General features: G+C 38.6%; 15 protein-coding genes and 1 pseudogene. 7 read left to right on the top strand and 9 right to left on the bottom strand.

The features are described 5' to 3' along the window. Positions 1-2 precede the first annotated feature (2 nt). The 3 genes from ACFIJP_RS00760 (at position 3) to ACFIJP_RS00750 (ending at position 2,700) form a co-directional block, all read left to right on the top strand. A complete protein-coding gene (locus tag ACFIJP_RS00760) occupies positions 3-1,259 on the top strand; it encodes a cytochrome bc complex cytochrome b subunit (RefSeq protein ID WP_375625082.1) in 1,257 nt (418 codons plus the stop codon). Beyond that, positions 1,253-2,146 (top strand): cytochrome c1, encoded by an 894-nt coding sequence (locus tag ACFIJP_RS00755; RefSeq protein ID WP_375625081.1) that lies wholly within the window; start codon positions 1,253-1,255, stop codon positions 2,144-2,146. The genes ACFIJP_RS00760 and ACFIJP_RS00755 overlap by 7 nt, the downstream gene beginning before the upstream one ends. 113 nt (positions 2,147-2,259) lie before the next feature. Next, positions 2,260-2,700 carry a PRC-barrel domain-containing protein gene (locus ACFIJP_RS00750; RefSeq protein WP_375625080.1) on the top strand — a complete coding sequence of 147 codons (441 nt, stop codon included), beginning with the start codon at positions 2,260-2,262 and terminating at the stop codon, positions 2,698-2,700. A 157-nt stretch (positions 2,701-2,857) separates the two neighbouring features. Here the strand turns inward: ACFIJP_RS00750 and ychF are convergent, their stop codons facing one another. Beyond that, positions 2,858-3,961, bottom strand: coding sequence for a redox-regulated ATPase YchF (gene ychF / locus ACFIJP_RS00745; protein ID WP_375625079.1), 1,104 nt, complete (start codon positions 3,959-3,961; stop codon positions 2,858-2,860). A gap of 264 nt (positions 3,962-4,225) precedes the next feature. Between ychF and ACFIJP_RS00740 the strand changes: the two genes are divergently transcribed. After that, positions 4,226-4,969 (top strand): L,D-transpeptidase, encoded by a 744-nt coding sequence (locus tag ACFIJP_RS00740; protein ID WP_375625078.1) that lies wholly within the window; start codon positions 4,226-4,228, stop codon positions 4,967-4,969. Between the two features lie 241 nt (positions 4,970-5,210). Here ACFIJP_RS00740 and pth read toward each other — a convergent pair whose 3' ends face one another. Continuing rightward, positions 5,211-5,792, bottom strand: coding sequence for an aminoacyl-tRNA hydrolase (gene pth / locus ACFIJP_RS00735; protein WP_012754885.1), 582 nt, complete (start codon positions 5,790-5,792; stop codon positions 5,211-5,213). A 76-nt stretch (positions 5,793-5,868) separates the two neighbouring features. Next, positions 5,869-6,498, bottom strand: coding sequence for a 50S ribosomal protein L25/general stress protein Ctc (locus ACFIJP_RS00730; protein WP_375625077.1), 630 nt, complete (start codon positions 6,496-6,498; stop codon positions 5,869-5,871). Between the two features lie 292 nt (positions 6,499-6,790). Here ACFIJP_RS00730 and ACFIJP_RS00725 point away from each other — a divergent pair, with 292 nt between their 5' ends. Next, positions 6,791-8,290, top strand: a complete 1,500-nt coding sequence (locus tag ACFIJP_RS00725) for a helicase HerA domain-containing protein (RefSeq protein WP_375625076.1) — start codon at positions 6,791-6,793, stop codon at positions 8,288-8,290. On the opposite strand, the gene ACFIJP_RS00720 is transcribed toward ACFIJP_RS00725, so the two are convergent. From ACFIJP_RS00720 to lgt, 4 genes and pseudogenes are all read right to left on the bottom strand, one after another. Further along, a complete protein-coding gene (locus ACFIJP_RS00720) occupies positions 8,287-9,219 on the bottom strand; it encodes a ribose-phosphate pyrophosphokinase (RefSeq protein ID WP_375625075.1) in 933 nt (310 codons plus the stop codon). The genes ACFIJP_RS00725 and ACFIJP_RS00720 overlap by 4 nt on opposite strands. A 484-nt stretch (positions 9,220-9,703) precedes the next feature. Then, positions 9,704-10,494: pseudogene (gene pgeF / locus ACFIJP_RS00715) on the bottom strand (peptidoglycan editing factor PgeF). Between the two features lie 103 nt (positions 10,495-10,597). Further along, on the bottom strand, positions 10,598-11,674 hold the full coding sequence (locus tag ACFIJP_RS00710; RefSeq protein WP_375625074.1) for a class I SAM-dependent methyltransferase: 1,077 nt from the start codon (positions 11,672-11,674) through the stop codon (positions 10,598-10,600). Next, entirely contained in the window at positions 11,649-12,527 is an 879-nt protein-coding gene (gene lgt, locus ACFIJP_RS00705) for a prolipoprotein diacylglyceryl transferase (RefSeq protein WP_375625073.1), read from the bottom strand. Before lgt ends, ACFIJP_RS00710 begins: the two co-directional genes overlap by 26 nt. A 304-nt stretch (positions 12,528-12,831) precedes the next feature. Between lgt and ACFIJP_RS00700 the strand changes: the two genes are divergently transcribed. Together ACFIJP_RS00700 and ACFIJP_RS00695 are read left to right on the top strand one after the other, a co-directional pair. Continuing rightward, positions 12,832-13,107, top strand: coding sequence for an accessory factor UbiK family protein (locus tag ACFIJP_RS00700; protein ID WP_375625072.1), 276 nt, complete (start codon positions 12,832-12,834; stop codon positions 13,105-13,107). Between the two features lie 376 nt (positions 13,108-13,483). Continuing rightward, the gene (locus ACFIJP_RS00695; RefSeq protein WP_375625071.1) at positions 13,484-13,984 is read left to right on the top strand and encodes a YbjN domain-containing protein; all 501 of its coding nucleotides are present in this window, start codon (positions 13,484-13,486) and stop codon (positions 13,982-13,984) included. Positions 13,985-14,029: 45 nt separating this feature from the next. On the opposite strand, the gene ACFIJP_RS00690 is transcribed toward ACFIJP_RS00695, so the two are convergent. Beyond that, entirely contained in the window at positions 14,030-15,370 is a 1,341-nt protein-coding gene (locus tag ACFIJP_RS00690) for an ATP-binding protein (RefSeq protein ID WP_375625070.1), read from the bottom strand. 8 nt (positions 15,371-15,378) lie between these two features. Beyond that, a complete protein-coding gene (locus ACFIJP_RS00685) occupies positions 15,379-16,083 on the bottom strand; it encodes a response regulator (protein ID WP_375625069.1) in 705 nt (234 codons plus the stop codon). Positions 16,084-16,140: the final 57 nt, after the last annotated feature.

The raw sequence follows: 16,140 nt of genomic DNA, 5'->3' as shown, positions 1-16,140 counted from the left end.
TTATGACAAGCTTTCCTCCTTATTGTCCTAAAAATGCTCTTGCTCGTTGGTTTGATAAGCGTTTTCCTCTTCCTCGTTTTTTTTATAATACATTTATAATTTTTCCTGTTCCGCGTAATCTTAATTACTTTTACACATTTGGCGGTATTTTGACCATTATGCTTTTATCACAGCTCTTGACTGGTATTGTCTTGGCTATGCATTATGTTCCAGATATTCATTTGGCTTTTGAAACTAGTGAACGATTTCGGCGTGAAGGGCAGTTTGGTTGGCTTTTTCGTCCATGGCATTCTGTAGGATCTTCGTTTTTTTTTATTGCTGTTTATATCCATTTGGCACGTGGACTTTATTATGGTTCTTATAAAAATATGCGAGAAATGGTGTGGGTTACAGGTATTTTTATTTATATCATCATGATGGCAATAGCATTTTTTGGTTATGTGCTTGTTTGGGGGATGATGTCTATTTCAGCGGCTTCAGTGATTGCAGGGCTTTTAAAAACGATACCTTTGGTGGGGACATGGTTGCATGAGACACTTCTGGGTGGTTATGGCGTAGGACAACCAACGTTGAATCGTTTTTATGTTTTCCATTATGTTTTATCATTTGTTTTGCTTCTTTTTGTGGGGCTGCATATTTGGGCAATCCATTGTGTTGGGCAAGGCAATCCAACGGGTCTTTCTGTACAATCAGATAAGGAAACGGTTCCATTTTCACCTTATGTGCTTATCAAAGATATTTTTGCTATTACTGTTTTTCTGATCTTTTTTGCCTGGTTTTTGTTTTATATGCCCGATTATATGGGGCAGGCTGAAAATTATAATGTGGCAGATCCTTTAAAAGCACCTCTTCGTGTGGTTCCAGAATGGTATTTTTTGCCTTTTTATGCGATACTTCGTGCTATAACTTTTGATATTGGTATTTTCCCTTCCACTTTTGTGGGCTTTGTTTTATTCGTCAGTTCGATTTGCATTTTAATTTTTGTGCCATGGTTAGACCGCTCTAAAATATGTTCAGCAAGATATCGACCTGTTTATAAAATTTTCTTTTGGGCGTTGGTTATTGATGTCGTTTTCCTTGGTTGGTTGGGGTCAAGAGAAATAAATGACAAAATCCTTTTATGGACGCAATTGGCTACGGTTTATTATTTTATATTCTTTTTGGTTATTTTGCCTACTTTGCCAGCCTTTGAAAAAAATTGTTCTCTTCCTTCTTCAATTATGCAAGATTTAAAACAGAAAAAAAAGAGACTATGGTAAATGTTTTTGTCGGACTGATTGTTATCGTTGCTATGAGCTTTTCTGCTCAGAGTTTAGCGAGAGATGCCTCTGATCAGGAGGAGGAATTTATTTCTTTTCCTTTAAGGATTCCTAAAAAACAAGAATGGAGTTTTTCAGGTCCATTTGGGTTTTATGATAAGGCGCAATTGAGGCGTGGGTTAAAGGTTTATAAACAAGTTTGTTCCAGCTGCCATGGGCTAAAATATGTGGCTTTTCGCAATTTAAAAGCTCTTGGGTATGATCAAGAACAGATTAAAGCTTTGGCGGGGCAATATGAAGTGCGCGATGGTCCTAATCGAGAAGGAAAATTTTTTAAACGTGCTGGGGTTGCAACGGATTATTTCCCTTCTCCCTTTGCGCATGAAGAAGAAGCAAGATTTATTTTGAATAGTGCTTATCCTCCAGATTTGTCATTGATGGTACGTGCACGTAGTGTATCTTTGCCTTTTCCTGCTTTAATTACTGATGTATTATCTCATTATGATACAGCGGGTCCAGATTATATTACAGCTCTTTTAACAGGATATCAGAAGGCGCCAGAAAATATGAAAATTGCTGAGGGTTATTGGTATAATCCTTATTTTATTGCCGGCAATTCTTTAACTATGGCTCCTCCTTTGAGTGATGGTATGGTTTCTTATGAAGATGGAACTCCAGAAATCATTGAACATTACGCGCGCGATGTTTCTGCTTTTTTGATGTGGGCTGCCGATCCTCATATGGAAATTCGTAAAAAAACCGGTTTTCGTGTTATTTTATTTTTAATCATTTTTGCAGGGCTTGTTTATATTTTAAAAAATCGTATTTGGTGTGGTTTAGAAGAAGAGTTAGAGAAAGAAACAAAAGACGAAATAAAGAGAAAATGATAAAGCGACAAGGCTTGAAAGAGTATAGAGTATAAAGAGCATAAGGAACAAATCTGTTTATGATGCATTGAGATTTTATAAAGTAAAAGCAAAGTAAAAACGGAGATGTTAAAATGAAAAAAATTGCATGTACTACTCTTATGTCAATTTTGATGGTTTCTAGTACTTACGCCCAGTCTTTTGAAGTGCCTTCAAAACCTGAAATGATCTCTTCTACGGGTATTGTACAGGTGGGGGTAGATAAGTCTGTGCGTTATGTGACACCTTTAGCAACGGATTTTGTTGCTTCCAGCCTTATAGGCGCCAATGTCTATAATATAGAAGATGAAAATATTGGTGAAGTAAAAGATATTATTTTGCGTGAAAATAATATTGCAGGGTTTGTTGTTGCTGTTGGTGGTTTTCTTGGCATAGGCGAGAGTTATGTAGTCGTTTCTCCAGAAACAATCCAGATGACAAATGATTATGGTAAATGGAAACTCATTACAAATGCGACAAAGGATTCTTTAAAGGACGCTCCAACATTTAAATACGAAGGGCGTTGGGCGCGCTAATTTTATATGTCCATTCTTTAATGGATAAAACTGTTGCTATCATAATAATATGCTAGCAACATTTTTTTGTTCAAAAAATTCTTGGCAGCTTTTGCTACAAGATTCCAAGGACCTATTACAAAGTTTTCAAGATAAACTATTAAGACAGAGTGAAGATTTAAGTATTATGTTTAAATAACATGACATCGCCATCTTGTACAATGTATTCTTTTCCTTCATCGCGGGCTTTTCCTGCTTCTTTTGCACCACTTTCTCCACCCAGAGCAATATAGTCATTGTAACTGATGGTTTGGGCACGAATGAAACCGCGCTCAAAATCTGAGTGAATAACGCCAGCTGCTTGGGGAGCTTTTGTACCACGCGTAATTGTCCATGCTCGTGTTTCCTTAGGCCCACAGGTGAAGTAAGTAATGAGATCAAGCAAAGAGTAGCCAGCACGAATAAGGCGATTTAAACTTGGTTCGAAGAGTCCTAGAGCATTGAGATATTCTGATGCTTCAGCATCACTCAGTTGTGTGATTTCCGCTTCGATAGAAGCAGAAATGATAATGCTTTGCGCATTTTGCTCTGTTGCCATTTTTTCAACTGTTTGGGTAAAGCTATTTCCATGAGCGGCGTCATTTTCGCTTACGTTACAAACATAAAGTACAGGCTTGGAGGTTAAAAGATTCAAACTCTTAAGAATGGGGTGTTCATCGGAAGAGATATCTTTGAGTAATAACCGGACAGGGTTTCCCTGTTGCAGTATGTTTAATGCTTTTTCCATAAGGGGTAAAATTGTGAGAGCTTCTTTATCTTTTCCGGTTGCTCGTTTACGAATTTGTATGATTCGTCTCTCAAGACTTTCAAGATCCGCAAGCATGAGTTCGGTTTCAACGGTTGTGGCATCACTAACAGGATCAATACGCCCTTCTACATGGGTAATATCTTCATTTTGAAAACATCGTAAAACGTGGACAATGGCATCGACTTCGCGAATATTGGCTAAAAATTTGTTTCCTAAACCTTCGCCTTTTGAAGCTCCTCGTACAAGCCCCGCAATATCGACGAAGTTAATGCGTGTAGGAATTATTTCTTTTGAACCAGCGATTGATGCAATTTTTTCTATTCGTAAATCTGGAACGGCAACTTCACCGGTATTGGGTTCAATGGTACAAAAAGGATAATTGGCAGCCTGTGCAGTGGCTGTTTTTGTTAATGCATTAAAAAGAGTTGATTTCCCAACATTAGGTAATCCGACAATACCGCATTTAAAGCCCATGAGAGTCTTTCTTTTCTTTTGATTTTATAGTCAAGATAGCTTCTTTTTTATAGCATATTTTCAGAAGAGTTATAGTCTTTGTGTTGCGATAAGTGAGAAAAAAGTCTAAAGTAACAGATAATCTGCTTTTTTACCTTAGTTCTTCTTATCTTAATGCTCTCCTTAGTCTCAAGGATAAGAAAACTTCGAATTAATGTTAATAATGTGCTAAGTTTTTCATGATATGCAAATCTGCATAAATAATTAATCGGAGAAAATAGAAGAGTGTTATCTCGTTGTGCCTTTTTAATTGCAGCACTTTTAGCTTTGGCTGGATGTGCTACACATCAGTCAGATATGTCATCGGTTCCTTTTCAACAAGTTCGATACATTCCACCAGAAATACAGGCTTTGTACGGTCCTGTAACGAATGAGACCTATTTGTTACCTGCTGTTGATCTTGCGACAATTGATCCAAAGTTTTGGCGACAAGAAGTGATTTATTATACATCTTATCCACCTGGAACATTGGTTATCGATACGCAAGAGTGTTTTCTTTACCTTATTGGTGAAAATGGAAAGGCTTTGCGTTATGGGATTGGGGTCGGTAAGGAAGGTTTAGCATTTGATGGTGAAGGGGTTGTACAGCGCAAGCGTCGGTGGCCAAATTGGGCTCCTACTGCAGCTATGATGGCTCGAGAACCAGAACGTTATGGTCATCTTGGGAAAGGAATGCCACCAGGACCCGATAATCCATTAGGTGCGCGGGCACTTTATTTGTTCAAAAATGGGAAAGATACACTTTTCCGTATTCATGGCTCACACGAATCGTGGTCAATTGGGCGTGCTATTTCAAGTGGGTGTATTCGTTTGCTTAATCAAGATATTATTGATCTTTATGATCGTGTTCCCGTTGGTTCGCGTGTTGTGGTCTTACAAAACAATAGGAGTATTCCTACAGTTTATAGTCAACAATCAAATGGCTATGATCCGCTACAGTCGACCATTCAGCCAAATGATTTTTTTTAATTTGGGGGAGAAGATTGGAGAGAACCGTTTGAGTATTTTGGTTTGCTGTTCAATCTTCTCTTTCTCTCAAAAGAGAATATAAACCGTTCTTTTTCAAAAGTGTATACAAGATTGTATTCTTATTTTTTTTCTAGCTTCTCAGGTTGCCAACAGATTTTGCCTTTTAGAAAGTGTATAAGAGGCATTTTTTTCTTTTTCAAGAGTTCTTATCCATATGCTTCACGCGACTGTGATACGCAAGTCAATGGTTTTGATTGTTTTTTATCGTTTGTGAAATTTCATTCATAAAGAGGGATTTATCATCTTTTATAAGGAGAGCGATATTTTTTGCAATTGTCTCTAAGAGAGGGGATAACCATTCTTGATCAGATTTGGCAAAATTTCCCAGAACATGTTGATGAACAAGTTCTTTACTTCCAGGATGACCAATTCCTATGCGTATACGACAATAGTTAGTACCACAATGGGCATCAATAGACTTAATACCATTATGCCCATTATTTCCTCCACCAATTTTTATACGAACTTTTCCTGGTGACAGGTCTAACTCATCATAAATGATGATCAAATTCTTCAGATCTAATTTATAAAATCGCAAAGCTTCACCGATAGCTTGACCAGAGAGATTCATGAAAGTTTGCGGTTTTATAAGAAAAATTTTCTCATTATTTATGAAACCATTAGAGATTTCTGCTTGAAACTTCTTCGACCATGGAGAAAAAGAGAAGGACTGATAGATGGCATCAACAGCCATAAAACCGATATTATGGCGGTTATTTTGATATTGTAAACCAGGATTGCCAAGACCAGCAATAAGCCACATGTGTATCTTCAGTCAAAGTATGAGTAAGGGTAGTGTCTCATAAATTAAGGCGGAAAAAATTCCCGCCTTTTGAGTTTTATGAAGTTTGCGTGTCTTCTTCATCATCTTCTTGTTCAGAAGTTTCATCACTGACATCCATGCCAGCAGGAGCTGAAATGGTTGCAATGGTAAAATCTCGATCTTGGATGATGGGAGTCACATCTTTTGGCAGTTGCACTGCTGAAATGTGAATAGAATCACCAATAGAGTAGCTGGCGAGATCAATTTCAATAGCTTCAGGAATAGCACTTGCTGGAGCAGTACATTCAATTTCGTGCCGAACAATATTGAGGACACCACCCTTTTTAAGTCCAGGTGCTGTATCTTCATTGAGGAAGTGGACAGGAATATTCACTTCTACAACGGATTTTGCTGAAATGCGTAAGAAATCTACATGGAGGGGAAAGTCACGCACGGGATCTAATTGATAATCTTTTGGCAAAACCATAATTTTTTGCTTGTCAAGAATAATCGTTGCAATGGTGGTACGAAAACCACCGGCATGAATTTTGTAGAAAATTTCTTTATAGGGAACTGTTATTGCCAAAGGGGGTTGTTTTTCACCATAAATGACAGCAGGAATAAGACCGTTGCGGCGAAGTTCACGGGAGGACCCCTTACCAACCCGCTCGCGTTTTTCGGCCTTAAGAGTGTAGCTTTTGCTCATAATTTAAGTCCTTTTTACATGATTGGAGATCCTTCAAAAACAACAATAGTTTTTGCATGGATATGAAGATATGCGCTAACCAACAGCGATCGCTCCATTCTGCGTTGCCTCCAAGGGTGTCTACGCAGAAGCTTGTTCTATAATTCAAACTATTCATAGATGCAAGAGTTGTGGGAAAAATCGATGATTTCTACCGTTAAAAAGGAGGAAATGTTACAAATTACGGTGTGGATGGAGAATCAACCAATATGCGCTGGCACTGATATGTTCAAAATCAAACACTGGAGATGTTATGAAGGTTGAGATTGCCTTGGGTGAGATGTCAGAGAGTCGTGCTTTGCATAAATCGATGCCAGCACTTCTTGATCTGGAAGAATTATTGGCGACACGTCTTCTTGTACAAGGTAATTCCGGTTCAGGGAAATCACATCTTTTACGCCGTCTTTTGGAGCAAAGTGCTAAGTGGGTGCAGCATTGTGTAATTGATCCAGAAGGCGATTTTGTAACTTTGGCAGATAAATTCGGTCATGTTATTGTAGAGGCTCAACGTAGTGAATTAGAATTGACTCGTATTGCTCATCGCATTCGCCAACATCGGGTTTCAGTGGTATTTAATCTTGAAGGTTTGGATACTGAACAACAGATGCGTGCTGTAGGGGCTTTTCTTGGGGCACTGTTTGATGTGGAACGTGATTATTGGTATCCTATGCTTGTCGTTGTCGATGAAGCACAATTGTTTGCTCCAACTGCGGCAGGAGAAGTTTCTGATGAAGCACGTAAGATTTCTCTTAGTGCTATGACCAATCTTATGTGTCGAGGGCGTAAACGTGGTCTTGCTGGTGTTATTGCGACACAACGTTTGGCTAAGTTGGCCAAAAATGTTGCTGCTGAAGCTTCAAACTTTTTAATAGGGCGGACTTTTTTAGATATTGATATGGTGCGCGCTGCTGATCTTTTGGGAATGGAGCGCCGCCAAGCGGAAATGTTTAGAGATCTTGAGCGGGGGAATTTTATAGCTTTAGGTCCCGCTTTATCACGACGTCCCTTACCAATCATTATCGGTTCTGTTGAAACTTTGGCACGCTCTTCTAGCCCTAAATTAATGCCACTTCCAACAGAGCGGGATGATGTGCAAGAGCTCGTTTTTACTGCTTCACCAGAGGAAATTTTAAAGCCATTTAAACAAATACGAGAGCCGATGAGGGAAAAATCAATGCACGAGATGTTAGAGGAGGTAGTGCATAAAAAACAAGAGTTGTTGGAAGAAACCCCGAGTTTATTTCCTGAACTTTCTGATGTTGAGCGTGACGGCCAAGCAGAACATATTATTCGGGAAATTCTTGAAGATTCTGAGGCTTTTTATCGTTCAACAGCGGTGCTTTATCAAGATTTTTCAGTTCGTTGTCGTATCCATGGTATGTCAAAGGTTCCTTTTAATCTTTCACAGTTTCGGCGTAAATTGGCTATTGCTCAGGCTTTTGTTGATGAACAAACGGCTGTCAGTGAACATTGGAAACATATTTTGCAGATATCAGAAAGTTTAGAAGAAGATGTCCAAGGAGTGTTCTTGAATGTAGCACAGGCCGCATTAGGGGGAAAGCCATGTCCATCGGATGCATTTTTAGCACGTCTTTATGGAACTCATTCTTTAAGCCGTGCACGCCGACTTTTAACCTACTTTGAAGAGCGTGGACTTATTGTTATTCACACGCATTTTAGTGGTCAACGTATTGTTGCATTTCCTGATCTTGGTGTTGAAACAGCACCCGGAGACCCCAAGGAACCACTTTAACCAAATAAGCTGGAAACCGATTGTTCTGCTGCTGTCCTTGCTATTGCTTCCCCAATAAGGTCGGCAATGGGCAAAACACGAATATTATGGGCGTTCTCAATAGCTTGTGTTGGCATAATTGAATCTGTAATAACCAATTCTTTCATCTCTGAATTGCTAATTCGTTCGATTGCATTACCAGAAAGAACACCGTGCGTGATATAAGCCGTGACACTATTGGCACCATGTTTAAGCAGAGCACTTGCTGCATTGCATAAAGTTCCACCTGAATCAACAATATCATCAAGCAAAAGGCAATCTTTTCCCGATACATCTCCAATGATATTCATAACCTCTGATTCACCGGGACGTTCACGACGTTTATCTACAATAGCAAGCAAACTGTTCAAACGCTTGGCGAGCGAGCGTGCGCGTACAACACCACCCACATCAGGTGAAACAACAATAACATTTTCAAGAGAATAATGCACTTTGACATCGCGAGAAATGACAGGAACAGCATAAAGATTATCCGTAGGGATATCAAAAAAACCTTGAATTTGTCCTGCATGAAGGTCTAATGTTAAAACACGATGGGCCCCTGCTTCAGTAATCAGGTTGGCAACAAGTTTTGCGGAAATGGGAGTACGCGGACCAGGTTTACGGTCTTGGCGTGCATAGCCAAAATAAGGGATAACAGCTGTGATGCGACGTGCCGAAGAGCGGCGAAGCGCATCAATCATGATGAGCAATTCCATCAAATGATCATTGGCAGGATAGGATGTAGATTGCAAAACAAACACGTCCTGTCCACGTACATTTTCATGCAGTTCTACAAAAATTTCTTGATCAGCAAAGCGCTTTACAGTTACTTTGCCTAAGGGGATGTTCAAATAATTTGCAACATCTTCAGCTAGGCGTGGATTAGAATTTCCGCAGAAAAGTTTCATAGTAGAACCTCTAAATCATCATGGTGGGAATGCGACACGGTTTTTAATTTCTTTTTATTAAATTGCAAGAGAACGATTACAAAAGCCTTACAATTTTATCGATTATTATTAAAGAGCTATGCGGTATGTTTTCTCTTTTTCCAAAAGTTTGTTGCTTTTAGAGCAAAGTTTTTTCTCCATGCGACAAAGAAATACGTATTGATTAAGCTTTTTGGTTATTACTTTATAAAAAAATGCTTTCAATATTGGGAATGTTTCATATTTAAGATGAATGAAGGGGAGTAAATAACAAAGAAGTATCATCTTGCTTTCAATCATTATAACTAAATATTGAAAATGATTCAGAGAAAATGCTATCATATTTTATGGGCTGGTAAATGATTTTGTAAAAAAATCAAAGCAAAGTACAATAGGATTTATTTTTACATTTGGGTAAAAAGTTTAGTTTTGCAGTTTTGGTATTGTTTTAAAAAATAAAAGGGGATCATCTTTTATTTTTTAGCATAATAGTAGAAATTTGCCGTCCGTAATCAGGTTCACTACGGTGTATTGCACGGCGATAGGAGAAAAAACGCTGTTCATCTTTGTAGGTGCAAAGCTCTACACAAGAAGCATTAACGCCTGCTTCTATGAGTTGATGCATAATGAATGCCCACAGATTAAAGTAAAAGTGATTTATTTTGTCTTTTTTTATAAAATATTTTTGGTATTTACTGTGGCAATCAATAAATTGCTCGTAAAATTCGCTTGTTACTTCATAGTGGCAAGGACCAATACAAGGTCCAAGGACTGCTGTTATTGATTGTCTTTTGGCTCCTTGTTTTTCCATAACAGCAATTGTTTTCTCGATAATTCCATTTAAGCTTCCACGCCATCCGGCATGAGTTGCAGCGATGACTCTAGCTTGTGGATCAGCAAACAGAATGGGTCCGCAATCTGCTGTAAGAATGCCGATTACGAGTTCTTGTGTGGTGGTAACGAGAGCATCGGCTTTAGGAGGGGAGCCGATAAAAGCTTTATCAACGACAACGACTTCACAAGAGTGTATTTGATTGACAGTGACTAAATTTTGTATCTCAACATCAAAATAATGAGCGACCAAAGTGCGGTTTTGTGTAATATGTTCAGGGTGATCATTTGAGCTTTGTCCAACATTAAGGCTTTGGTAAAGGCTTTTTGAAACACCACCTTGACGAGTAAAAAAACATGTTTTATCCCACGGGTGTGTAAAGTAGAAAGATTTTTTGCAAGAATGGGATGAGGGATAGATTTCATAAAAGTTCCTTAATGGAGATTATTTGAAGTGAGGATGGAGATGTTCATATTTGTCAATAAATATTTTAGATAATGATGTGCTTATTGACAGAAGCGCTGATCATCAAAATTGGGGAGGTATGGAGATGTTTTTATCACAAATATGCAAGACTTTAAATAATTTTCCCATTTGATCTGGACCAGCGAGCCGTTCGATGTCTTGGCGGATTTTGTCTTTTAGTGTAGCACTTTTACTTGCTCCAAGCTGTTTTGCGCGTTCCAGCAGCCCCATTTTTAAAAGAAATTCTCCTTGCTCGAAGATTTCAGCAAAACAACCTTTTTCAAGAGCTATGTTTTGTAAAAAAGAAAAATCAACATGGGATGTTAAATCATGTTCCCCAGGGGCATCAAAAACATCACGAAATCTATGTTTTGACAGTGCTTGCAAGGTATCACCAAATGCAAGATCAGTAGCACCATAATCAATGAGTAAAGCAGAACCTGTCACTTGCACTAAATGGTAGCTGATTTGTTCCATGAATTGATGCCGTAAGGGGGCATGTTCAAAAATTGTTCCGTTAGGCACTTTAGAACAATAGGTTTGTAGAGAAGAGGGAAGTTTATGTGGGGCAGCAATAAAGATAAAATCTCCATCTTGATTGACTGTAATGCAGCGTTCTTTCCATTCTCCATTGACTTTAATATATTGGTTAATAGGGAGTGTATCGAAGAATTCATTAGCTATGAGGAAGAGAGGTTTTGAAGGAATTTGATCAAACCTTTCAATGCTATGGATTTGTTTTTGATAAGAGCAAAGGCGCTTTTTTTGTTCTTTTGCGAGTTTTTTACTTATTTCAAGGAGAAAAATTTCAGCGGCATTAAATGCTGTCGTGGATAATTTTTGAATGGTACGCAAAACATCATCCATGAGAGTTCCACGTCCTGGACCTATTTCAGCGAGGATAAAAGGATGAGGACAGCCATGAGCATTCCAGCTTGCGAGAGTCCAAATGCCAATCATCTCTCCAAATAATTGGCTTATTTCAGGTGCTGTGATGAAATCACCAGCACGTCCAAAAGGTGTTTGTGTTTGATAATAACCAAATTGAGGATCGGTAAGTGCCAACGTCATATATTGGCTAACAGTGATTGGTCCATTAAGGGCAATAATTTCTTTAATTTTTTCTTTTAGATTGGCCATTTTCTGTCGATTTATATTTAAAGGCTTGGAGAAGAAGATAAAACCCTAAAAGAAGCATGGGAAGAGATAAAGCCATGCCATAGGTAAAACCAGTAGAATGGAAAAGAGTCGAAAACCATTCTGGATCTTCTTGAGGCGCACGGTAAACTTCAGAAATGCTGCGCGCTACTGCGTAGCCTATAATAAATGTTCCTGCAACAGCTCCAGGGCGCTTTAATGCTTTGAAGACAAAAATGATAAGGCATAAGATGATGAAGAGAAGAAATCCTTCCATGAATGCTTCGTAAAGCTGGCTTGGATGGCGGGGTAGATAGTGAGGATCGAGAGGAAAACAAACAGCCCAAGGACGTGTAGTAATATTGCCCCATAACTCTTGGTTGATGAAGTTGCAAATTCGTACAATGCCAATACCAATAGGAGCACCGGCAGCAATGATATCAAACATGGCTCGTATGTTAATATGATTTTTACGGGCAAACCAGATCATAGCAATGATAATACCAATAAGTCCGCCATGAAAGGACATTCCTCCATCCCATACGGCAATGATAGAACTTGGATGATTAAGATAGTAAATGGGATCCCATACAAGAACTTGTCCTAAACGCCCTCCGATAACAACACTTATAGCAGACCAAACAACAAAATCTCCGATCTTTTCTTTATCCATAGGGGGGCGGTCTTTATACCATAGAGATGTTTTTTTTAATAATTTTTGCGCATACCACCAAGCAAAAAGAATCCCCACCACGTAACCAAGTCCATACCAATGAAGTGCTATGGGACCTAGCTGGATAATGACAGGATCAAGAAAAGACGGAAAAGCAATGGCTGGACAAGAAAGATTGTTCATGAATTAAGCATCTTACATTATACGAGATGAATATGAAGTGACTCTGATGGTCAGAAATGACAGATGAATGCGCAATGGTCAAGTCAGTAGGGAGGCTAGTCAGAAAGGGGAATAGATTTCCACTGGTTTACGCGGTAAAAAAATATGGTGATAAAAGAAATATTAAAAAATCTTTAAAAAATCGTCATGAAAAATCTGCACAGTATGTAAAATATAGGGTAAAAGGAACAAATTACAGTATCTAAATGTTATGAGAATACGCTATAATGCGTGCGTCAATAATTAAAATTTAAGGAAAAATGTTATGCGTAATGGATCAAATCGTATTCTTGATGAATTAGCAAAATTAGCAACAGATGCTGCTGACGTCGCGCAAGGCATACGACGTGAAGCTGGAACAGCTTTTCGTGTGCAGGCTGAAAAGATAGCAAACAAACTTGGTCTTGTTTCTCGCGAAGAGTTTGAGACTTTTAAGGAGATGATGCTGAAAATCCATGCTGATAATGCTGATTTGAAAAGGCGTCTTGATGATTTAAAAAAAGATGATTTAAAAAACGCAGACACAAAAAAAGTAAGATAGTTTCTTAAAAAAGGAATCTTCAAAAAAATATCCCCAATTTTTCAATATGATGCGTGAAACTAAAAAATGCTTAATCTTGAGTCTGTTAGAGCGGAGCATTTGTCTATTTTTGATTTTTTTTTGGGTAAAATACATTTTTTTGAATCAGGGGGGCTGGCGCTATGAAATTGTATCAATACACTGAAAAGACTTGATGATTCGTTTTATGACTATCAGGTTGCCCTAAACAGCGCGATTGTGTTCTGGGTGTTTGTGTACTGTCGATGTTTTTATGTGTATTTGTTTGTTGTAAAGGTTCTGATTGTAGCAAAATATTGTTACAGTTTAGGCGGTTTATATTCTGTTGACAATGTTTTTAAGATGGTTGAGGATTGTGATGAGGCTTGCATTTTGCGCCACAGAGAGAAAAGAGCACCCTGTTGACTTTATCGAACAGATTGCCTGTGAATATGATTGGTCGTTTGAGCGGGATGCGCAAGATGAAATTAGCGTTTGTGTGGAAGGAAAGCGCGCAAATTATCGTCTTGCTTTTTCATGGATGGAAGAGCATGAAGCACTTCATTTGGCTTGTTCGTTTGATCTTTTTATTAAAAATGCTCGAACAGCTGAAATACAGCGCTTATTGCTAGCAATTAATGAAAAGTTGTTGTTGGGACATTTTGATTACTGGCAAAGGAATAATTCAGTTATTTATCGGCAAGGTCTTCTTTTGGCTGGTGGGATGCATCCATCTCATATACAGGTTGAAACATTGTTTATACATGCACTTAAAGCCTGTGAAAGCCATTATGTTGCATTTCAGATGGTTGCTTTGTCGGGAGAAAGTGCTTACAAGGCACTGCAGTACACTTTGTTTGAAACTGTAGGGAATGCCTAAAATATACAGTTTGTTATTTTTACAGACGGTTTAATGAAATATTGCTCATAGGGGGATATCAAGAATAGCGCGTAATCCCCCGAGTGGGCTCTCATCTAATTGTATATTGCCACCATGGCTGCGTGCTATGTCTTGAGCAATAGAAAGACCAAGTCCTGTTCCACTCGCATCTTGATTTCGCGCTTTATCAAGCCGAAAGAATGGCTTAAAAACTTCTGTGCGCATGCTTTCATGAATTCCAGGTCCATTATCATCGATTATCAATATAAAAGATTCTTGTTGAGAGTTAGCTGTTAGTTTAATGGTTGTGCCGTAACAAAATGCATTTGATACAAGATTTCTGACCAAGCGTGTGAAAGCACGGGGACGTACTTGTATTTCTGTAGGACCTTCAATGGTGTAAGAAAATTGACGTTTGTGAAGATGAGCATCGGCGGAGAATTTTTGCATAAGAGCATTTAAATCAAAAGTCTTGACACTTTCACTTCCTTCACCACGAGCAAAAGCAAGATAATCTTCTAACATATTTTGCATGTCACTTACATCTTGCTCAAGCGGTTTAATATCAAAGTCAGTATTTACTAATGCTAGCTGAAGTTTAAAGCGTGTAAGAATGGTTCTTAAATCATGACTTACTCCTGAGAGCATCATGGTACGTTGTTCAATTTGGCGTTCAATACGTTCACGCATGCGTAAAAAAGCGATGCCTGCACGACGGACTTCATCAGCTCCCTGTGGTTGAAATCCTTTTGGTAAAGGACGACCGCGTCCAAAGCTTTCTGCTGCTTCAGCCAATTGTTGAATTGGTTTGATTTGATTGCGCAAAAAGTAAATCGCTATCAGCAATAAAACAAACGCTGTTCCTACCATCCAGCTTAAAAAAATAGCAGTATTGGAAGCATAGGCTTGGCTGCGTGGAGCAAAGACGCGTAAGATGTTGTGACCAAGGTGGGTACGGATTTCAACAAGATCAGAATCTCCTACGGTATCGATCCAGAAGGGACGGTTAATTTGGCGGGTGATTTCTTCACTTAAAAAATAGTCAAGAATTGCAAAAAATGGCTTAGGTCCTGGAGGGGGTAAGGAGGTAGGAGATAGAATAGAAATGTTTAATCCCATACGTTGTTGTGCAATACGCTTGATATCTTCATAGTTATCTTGTTGTGGATATGTTTCAAGAATATCAATAATGGCTGCAATATCATGCACGACAGCCGTTGAAAGACGCTCGGTTACCATTTGCCAATGGCGTTCCATAAAGACATAAGCAATGACCGTTTGCAGAAGCACCATGGGAGCGATAATAATGATCAAAGAGCGAGCATAAAGCCGTTTAGGCATTTTTTTCGTTAACCATCGAAGAAAAAATCTTAAAGGTTTGATCATTCTTGTGCCTATTCAATAGAGAGTTTATACCCTATTCCTCGCACGGTTTGGAGCCATATAGGCAGTGCTGGGTTTTTTTCGATCTTACGACGAAGGCGGTTGATCTGTACATCAATGGCACGTTCACTTATATTGCTGTCATCGGTCGCGAATTTATGGCGCGGAATTGTATCTCCTGCATTTTCGGCAAACATGACCATCATTTCTTGTTCTTTATCTGTTAATTTAATAATTTCTCCTCCTTTTTTGAGTTCACGTCGTGAAATTGAAAATATATAAGGTCCAAAAACGATTTGCTCAATTTTAGGCTGGTTCGATAGAAAACCACGTCGTAAAATGGCGTTGATGCGAAGGAGAAGTTCACGAGGGTCAAACGGCTTAGCCAGATAATCATCTGCCCCTGCTTCTAATCCACGGATACGATTGTCTATTTCAGATAAAGCTGTTAGCATGAAGATAGGAACATCCTTTGTTTGGCGGAGTGAATGAGTGAGATCAATGCCGTTTTCACCAGGCATCATGACATCAATAATAAGAAGATCAAAATCTAAACTTGCCAACAGTCGTTTTGCTTCATTAGCATTGGCTGAAACTGAAACACGAAATCCATTTTTAATGAGAAACTGAAATAAAAGATTGCGGATACGAGTGTCGTCATCAATCACAAGAAGGTGAGGTGCGTCATCACACAAAACTTGAACATGATCGGCCATTCTTAAAAACCTTGACAAAAATTTAGTTTACACAAAATAGAAGTTTACATAAGTTGA

This window comes from Bartonella sp. MU37NMGALS, from assembly GCF_042194015.1.
GTDB classification, from domain to species: domain Bacteria; phylum Pseudomonadota; class Alphaproteobacteria; order Rhizobiales; family Rhizobiaceae; genus Bartonella; species Bartonella grahamii.
Note: the sequence above shows the minus strand (reverse complement) of the source record. Positions and strands in the feature narration are given on the sequence as shown.